At 38.3% G+C, this 6,398-nt stretch carries 5 protein-coding genes; 4 read left to right on the top strand and 1 reads right to left on the bottom strand.

Annotated features, from left to right (window positions below; translation table 11 throughout):
* Window positions 1-113 precede the first annotated feature (113 nt).
* From AC4MRQ_RS24285 to AC4MRQ_RS24275, 3 genes are all read left to right on the top strand, one after another.
* A complete protein-coding gene (locus AC4MRQ_RS24285; RefSeq protein ID WP_491200323.1) occupies window positions 114-1,358 on the top strand; it encodes a DEAD/DEAH box helicase in 1,245 nt (414 codons plus the stop codon).
* Window positions 1,359-1,471: 113 nt separating this feature from the next.
* Window positions 1,472-3,592, top strand: coding sequence for a Tex family protein (locus AC4MRQ_RS24280; RefSeq protein ID WP_491200322.1), 2,121 nt, complete (start codon window positions 1,472-1,474; stop codon window positions 3,590-3,592).
* Between the two features lie 210 nt (window positions 3,593-3,802).
* Window positions 3,803-4,447, top strand: coding sequence for a Crp/Fnr family transcriptional regulator (locus AC4MRQ_RS24275; protein WP_491200321.1), 645 nt, complete (start codon window positions 3,803-3,805; stop codon window positions 4,445-4,447).
* Between the two features lie 255 nt (window positions 4,448-4,702).
* Here AC4MRQ_RS24275 and AC4MRQ_RS24270 read toward each other — a convergent pair whose 3' ends face one another.
* Entirely contained in the window at window positions 4,703-5,479 is a 777-nt protein-coding gene (locus AC4MRQ_RS24270; RefSeq protein WP_491200320.1) for an SDR family NAD(P)-dependent oxidoreductase, read from the bottom strand.
* Between the two features lie 329 nt (window positions 5,480-5,808).
* Here AC4MRQ_RS24270 and AC4MRQ_RS24265 point away from each other — a divergent pair.
* On the top strand, window positions 5,809-6,398 hold a 590-nt coding region (locus tag AC4MRQ_RS24265; RefSeq protein WP_491200319.1), incomplete at its 3' end, for a hemerythrin domain-containing protein.

Here is a 6,398-nt window from a genome sequence, read left to right as displayed (position 1 = left end):
AATACTTCAACAATTGACGCAACCTGCCGATCATCCGGTTGATATTTACCACCCAGAGGGCGAATACCTGAAAGGACTGGTTGTTTATGTAGAATAATAATAAAATAAGCACTTTGGAATTTAAAGAATTTGGATTTTCGGATGAGTTAATGGATGGCCTCAATGCTATGCGCTTTGAAAAGGCTACACCTGTTCAAGAAAAAACTATTCCGGTTATAAAAGAAGATAAAGACCTGATTGCATGCGCTCAGACAGGAACAGGTAAGACTGCTGCTTACCTTTTGCCTGTTCTTGATAAGTTAGTCAGAAACGGTCATAACAAAATCAATACACTAATTCTTGTTCCAACGCGTGAGCTGGCCATCCAGATAGACCAACAAATGGAAGGTTTTGGTTATTTCCTCGATGTTTCATCCACCGCTATTTATGGCGGTAATGATTCAGGAGAATGGAACCGCCAGAAAAACGCATTAACGACCGGTGCTGATATTGTGATTGCCACACCTGGTCGATTGATTCAACACCTGACAATGGGTTACGTTAATATGAGTACCCTGCAACATCTTATCCTCGATGAAGCAGATCGTATGCTTGATATGGGATTTTTCGATGATATTATGCAAGTAGTAAAATATCTGCCAAAAGAACGCCAAACACTGATGTTTTCGGCAACCATGCCACCAAAAATCAGAGAACTTGCTAAAAATATTTTAATCGAGCCCGAAGAAGTCAACATATCTATAAGTAAACCTGCAGAAGGTATTCTTCAGGCAGCTTATATGGCATATGACACACAAAAAATTCCGCTACTCAATTCGCTATTAAAAGATAAGGATTTACCCAGCATTATCATTTTCTCTTCCACTAAGCAAAAGGTTAAAGAGATAGCCCGTTCGCTGCACAACAATGGTTTTAACAGCAAAGCCATAAGTTCGGATCTGGAACAGGCTGAACGCGAAAATGTATTACGTGACTTTAAAAACCGGAATATCCAGATACTGGTTGCAACCGATATCATAGCAAGAGGAATTGATATTGAAAAAATTGATCTGGTTATTAATTTTGATGTTCCCCGCGATGCTGAAGACTATGTACACCGTGTTGGACGAACAGCCAGAGCGCAAACACAAGGTGTTGCCATCACTTTAATTAATGATAAGGAAGTTCTTGAGTTCCATAAGATCGAACGCCTGATTGAGAAAGATATCTATAAAATTCCACTCAATCCTGAACTTGGCGAAGCTCCAGAATATAACCCAGAGAGCCTTTTGAAAGGAAGAAAAAGAAAAGGTGGTTCTAAAAAAGGCGGCTCGAAGAAACGTAAGCCTCAGAACAAAAAGCCTTCTTCAAAAAAATAAGTTTTTACAAGACATCGTTCTGTTGAATAATCACATCTGTGATAAAAGTTAAGTCACAATACCAAATGCATTCAGGAATGGTTGATGTTTTTGGTATCATTCAATTCTAACATATGCAGTTAACTCAACTAATATCCAAAGAACTCAACCTACCTCTAAAAAGCGTTGAAAATACTGTTTCCTTGCTTGACGAAGGAGCAACAATTCCATTTATCAGCCGCTATCGAAAAGAAATGACCGGCAGCCTTGATGAACTTCAGGTTGGTGACATCAAAGAAAGATATGACAAGTTACAGGAGCTTGAAAAGCGCAAAGAAACCATCCTTAAATCGATTGATGAACAAGGTAAATTAACGCCTGAACTGGAGGCAAAAATTAAAAATACATACAATTCCACCGAGTTGGAGGATATATACCTTCCTTATAAACCCAAGCGCAAAACAAGAGCGGTAAAAGCACGCGAAAAAGGTTTGGAACCGCTTGCCAAAATTATGATGAAGCAATATGAACGGGACATCGAAAGCAGAGCCTCCTCATTCATCAATGATGATGTTGCAGATGTGGACGAAGCATTACAAGGCGCTCGTGATATTATTGCCGAATGGATTAATGAACACCAGGTTGGCAGGGAAATTATCCGTTCTGTATATGAAAAAGAAGCTGTCATCACATCAAGAGTTGTTAAAGGCAAGGAAGAGGAAGGAATAAAGTACAAAGATTACTTCGATTGGAGCGAACCTCTGAAGAAATGTCCATCACACCGTTTTATGGCCATGCGACGTGGCGAGAAAGAAGGTTTCTTAAAACTATCTGTAGCACCTGATGCAGAAACGTGCATTCACCGTTTAGATCGTTTTTTTGTAAAAGGTAACACCAGTGCCTCCGATCAGGTTGCGGATGCTGTTGCTGATGCTTATAAACGATTGCTGGCTCCTTCAATAGAAACAGAATACACTAAACTATTTACAGATAAATCAGACACAGAGGCAATCCGTGTTTTTACAGAGAATTTAAGACAATTGTTATTAGCTTCTCCCTTAGGACAAAAGCGGGTACTGGCATTAGATCCCGGATATCGAACCGGTTGTAAAATAGTTTGTCTTGATGCACAGGGAAATCTTTTGGAGAACAATACTATATATCCTCATGCACCTCAGAATGAATATCAAAAATCGGCTGGTCTTATTACATCCCTGGTCAATAAACATCAGATTGAAGCAATCGCCATCGGGAATGGTACAGCATCAAGGGAAACAGAAGCCTTTGCCAAAGGGCTTCATTTTAAACAGAAGGTTCAGATTTTTGTGGTAAGTGAAGATGGTGCTTCAGTTTATTCTGCAGGTAAAGTGGCTCGCGAAGAATTTCCTGATTATGACGTTACTGTACGTGGAGCCGTATCCATTGGTCGTCGTTTGATGGACCCATTAGCCGAACTGGTAAAAATCGATCCCAAATCAATTGGTGTGGGTCAGTATCAGCACGATGTTGATCAGACACAACTAAAGAAATCGCTTGACACAACGGTTGAATCGTGTGTTAACTCGGTAGGCGTCAACCTGAATACGGCTAGCAAGCACTTGCTAACCTATGTCTCTGGCCTTGGACCTCAACTAGCTCAGAATATCGTAGATTATCGTAGTGAAAACGGACCTTTTGATTCGCGGGATAAACTCAAAAAAGTGCCTCGCTTAGGAGCAAAAGCCTTTGAACAGGCTGCTGGTTTCTTGCGGATTCGTGATGCCAAAAATTCTCTGGATAATACAGCTGTTCATCCAGAGTCCTATAAGGTTGTGAAACAAATGGCATCTGATATGGGCTGCAAGGTCGACGAATTAATATCGAACAAGTTAATAAGAGATAAAATCAAGCTGCAAAACTACGTAAGTGATTCTATCGGCTTACCTACATTGAACGATATCATGAAAGAGTTGGACAAGCCGGGCCTTGATCCCCGAAGCGAAATAAAAGCATTTGAATTTGCCGAAGGAATTTATTCAATTGATGATCTGTATGAAGGTATGGTACTTCCCGGATTAGTTAGTAACATTACCAACTTCGGTGCTTTTGTTGATATTGGCGTTAAGCAGGATGGTCTGGTTCACATTTCACAGATGGCCGATCGTTACATCAGTGATCCGAACGATGTTGTAAAACTTCAACAACAGGTAAAAGTAAAAGTGCTTGAAATTGATCGCGTAAGAAAACGCATTCAACTCAGCATGAAGAACATATAAAGGAGCACATCCATTGAAACAGAGAAAGAAAACCACTACTGGTTTTCTTTTTTTTATCCATTTCTGACATTGATTGTCACCCATTTTACAAACCAAGGTGTCTTTACAAGTACAAAAGGTTTAAGTTTAGAGGTACAATCTGGCGATTAATGGTACCTCTTTCTTAAGCACAGGTAGCCTTAATTGTTCAATCTACATAAACGAAATTAAATGGAAAGAGTGATGGAGAACGGTGGTCAGTTATTCAGTTCATTTGATAAATGCTCATTGTTCCAGACAGGTGAAGTTGTGTATAACGCTAATAGCAGAGCTAAAACAGCTTATCTGGTTAAAAAAGGGATGGTTAAGCTTTACAGTGTTGGAGCTAAGGGGAACAAACAGATCGTACGTATGGTACGTGAAGGTGAAATTGTTGGTTATTACTCACAGTTTACGAACGAACCGGAGATTACAGGTTGTGAATGCATGGTCAACTCTGTTCTTTGTGAATTATCTGAACATAGCTTACAGGAAGCTTTTAAAACAGATAGCAATCTGGCTTTTTCAATGTTGCAAAAGGCCTGCACTGAGATCAAAGAGACCTGTACCTCAATCATTGACATGAGTCAAAAAACCGTGCGTGGTCGTGCAGCCAATATATTGGTTAAGCAAATGGATTTGTTTGAGGTAAGCGAAGGGTCAGATTTTCCGATTCGTATATCGCGCACTGATATGGCTAGTTGGATTGGCACTTCAAAAGAATCGGTGAGTCGTTCACTAAACGACTTTATGCGTGAAAACCTCATCGAAATGGATAAAGAAAATATTAAGATTATCAATCTTAAAGGTTTGAAACGAGTGAGTGTAATCAGTTAAGTCATGAAAACTTATTACATCGAGTATAAAAAATCGGAGAATGGTGAGCGTACTTTACACAAGCATGGTTGCATACTAATGCCCAAAATTGATAGCTGCCTGTTGTTAGGCGAATTTCATTCTACAGAAAGTTTATATACTTATGCTTCGGGACAATTCCCGCATTGGATAATTACAAAATGCAGTTGTTGCAGATAAACTACAATTAAATATTTATCCGCCTTGCACCAATCAAGGCGGATTTTTTATCTCCGGTTATACTTCCTGCATTTTTCTAATTTGTCGAAGGATTACTTTCTTGGGCATTAATGGAATCATAGCCATCATCATTTTCTGTGAAGGTGTCAGTCCGGAAATTACATCAAGTTTTCCCTTTAACATACCTGTATAACCATCCTCTGCAACACTTCGTGCACTAACAGTATTTTTAAATACTTCGGTTTTATCCATTCCTGATCGTGAGCCAAATTCTGTTTCGGTGGCTCCCGGCATCAGGTTAGTTACTGTTACAGCGGTATCTCTTAACTCTTCAGATAAAGCATTGCTCAGGAATGTGACATAGGCCTTGGTAGCATAATAAACAGCCTGCAAAGGGCCAGGCATAAGGCTGGCTGTTGATGAAACATTCAGGATCTTCCCTTTATTTTGCAGTTTAAAGTCAGGTAAAAATAGTCGTGTTAATACGGTTAATGCTGTTATATTCAGGTTAATCATCTGAATATGAGTATCCAATTCCAGCTCATCAAAATTACCTAATGCACCAAACCCGGCATTGTTAATCAGATACTCAATAACAATTTCTTCTTTTTTAATTTCATCATATAATTCATGAACGGCCTTTAAATCAGTAAGGTCTTTTGCTATCACTTTAACATTGACTCCAAATTTAGATTCCAACTCATTCTTTAATGCTTCAAGCTTGTCCAGGCTACGGGCTACAATTACCAAATCACCACCTTTATTAGCATGAATTTTGGCTAACTCTTTTCCTATTCCTGTTGATGCTCCTGTAATTAACGCTGTATTCTTCATAACACGTATTTTTAGTTTGTTCAAAAGTACATCTATACAAAAGCGTGCATGTATATAAATTACTGATTTGCCAATACATATTACCTTTTGCCATTTCTAATGATTTATATAAAAATTAAAAAGAGTAAGCTATTTGTACAGAAAAGAAACAGAACATACTATTCAGCCAATTCTGTGTTTCATTTCACGAAGAGGCCATAAACTTTATGCATGCTGAACTATGGAGTAAATGGATTAACAGGACAGATAATTGTACTTATCAAGTAGTAGGGTTGTTTATTTTTATTAATTCCAAATAAAGGTTATTTTAGCTGCCTAAATAATCTTTTATGCATATCACAGGTGAAATGAAAATGGTGGATGTCGTTCAGCATGACATTCAATTACTGGCAGTCATTCAACGATTTGAGATTCCTCTTGGCTTCAAGGAACGAACAGTGAACGAGGTTTGTGAAGTCAATGGTGTTGATCAGGAATTCTTCCTGCATGTCGTCAATTCATTTCATGATAAAGAATTCCTGGATTGGCAAAAATTCAAGAAATTTCCTGTAGAATGGATAATTGAATACCTTAAGAATGCTCACCGTTGTTATACAATTTATCGTATTCCTGAAATTGAGAGGCAAATCGAAAACTTCGAAAAAGAAGTTGATACCAATGAAAAAAACATTGATCTGCTGCTCGATTTTTTTCGTAAGTACATTAAGGAATTTAACCTACATATTGAGCAGGAAGAGAATGTTGTATTCCCATATATTTTAAGCTTAAGTGAAGCTGTAAAAAACAACTCTACTGAAGAAGTTAATAGTGGAGGGCAGCCAACCATCGATGAATATCATCAGGAGCATAATAATATTGAGGAAACATTATTTGATCTGAAAAGTATCTTATTAAAATACCTGCCCCCTCCGGTTAACAA

The organism is Carboxylicivirga sp. (assembly GCF_982718395.1).
Note: the sequence above shows the minus strand (reverse complement) of the source record. Positions and strands in the feature narration are given on the sequence as shown.

What these genes read in the sequence shown, in the direction of transcription:
- AC4MRQ_RS24275 (WP_491200321.1), top strand. Translation starts at nt 3,803, where the DNA reads ATGGAAAGAGTGATGGAGAACGGTGGTCAGTTATTCAGTTCATTTGAT.
- AC4MRQ_RS24280 (WP_491200322.1), top strand. Translation starts at nt 1,472, where the DNA reads ATGCAGTTAACTCAACTAATATCCAAAGAACTCAACCTACCTCTAAAA.
- AC4MRQ_RS24270 (WP_491200320.1), bottom strand. Translation starts at nt 5,479, where the DNA reads ATGAAGAATACAGCGTTAATTACAGGAGCATCAACAGGAATAGGAAAA.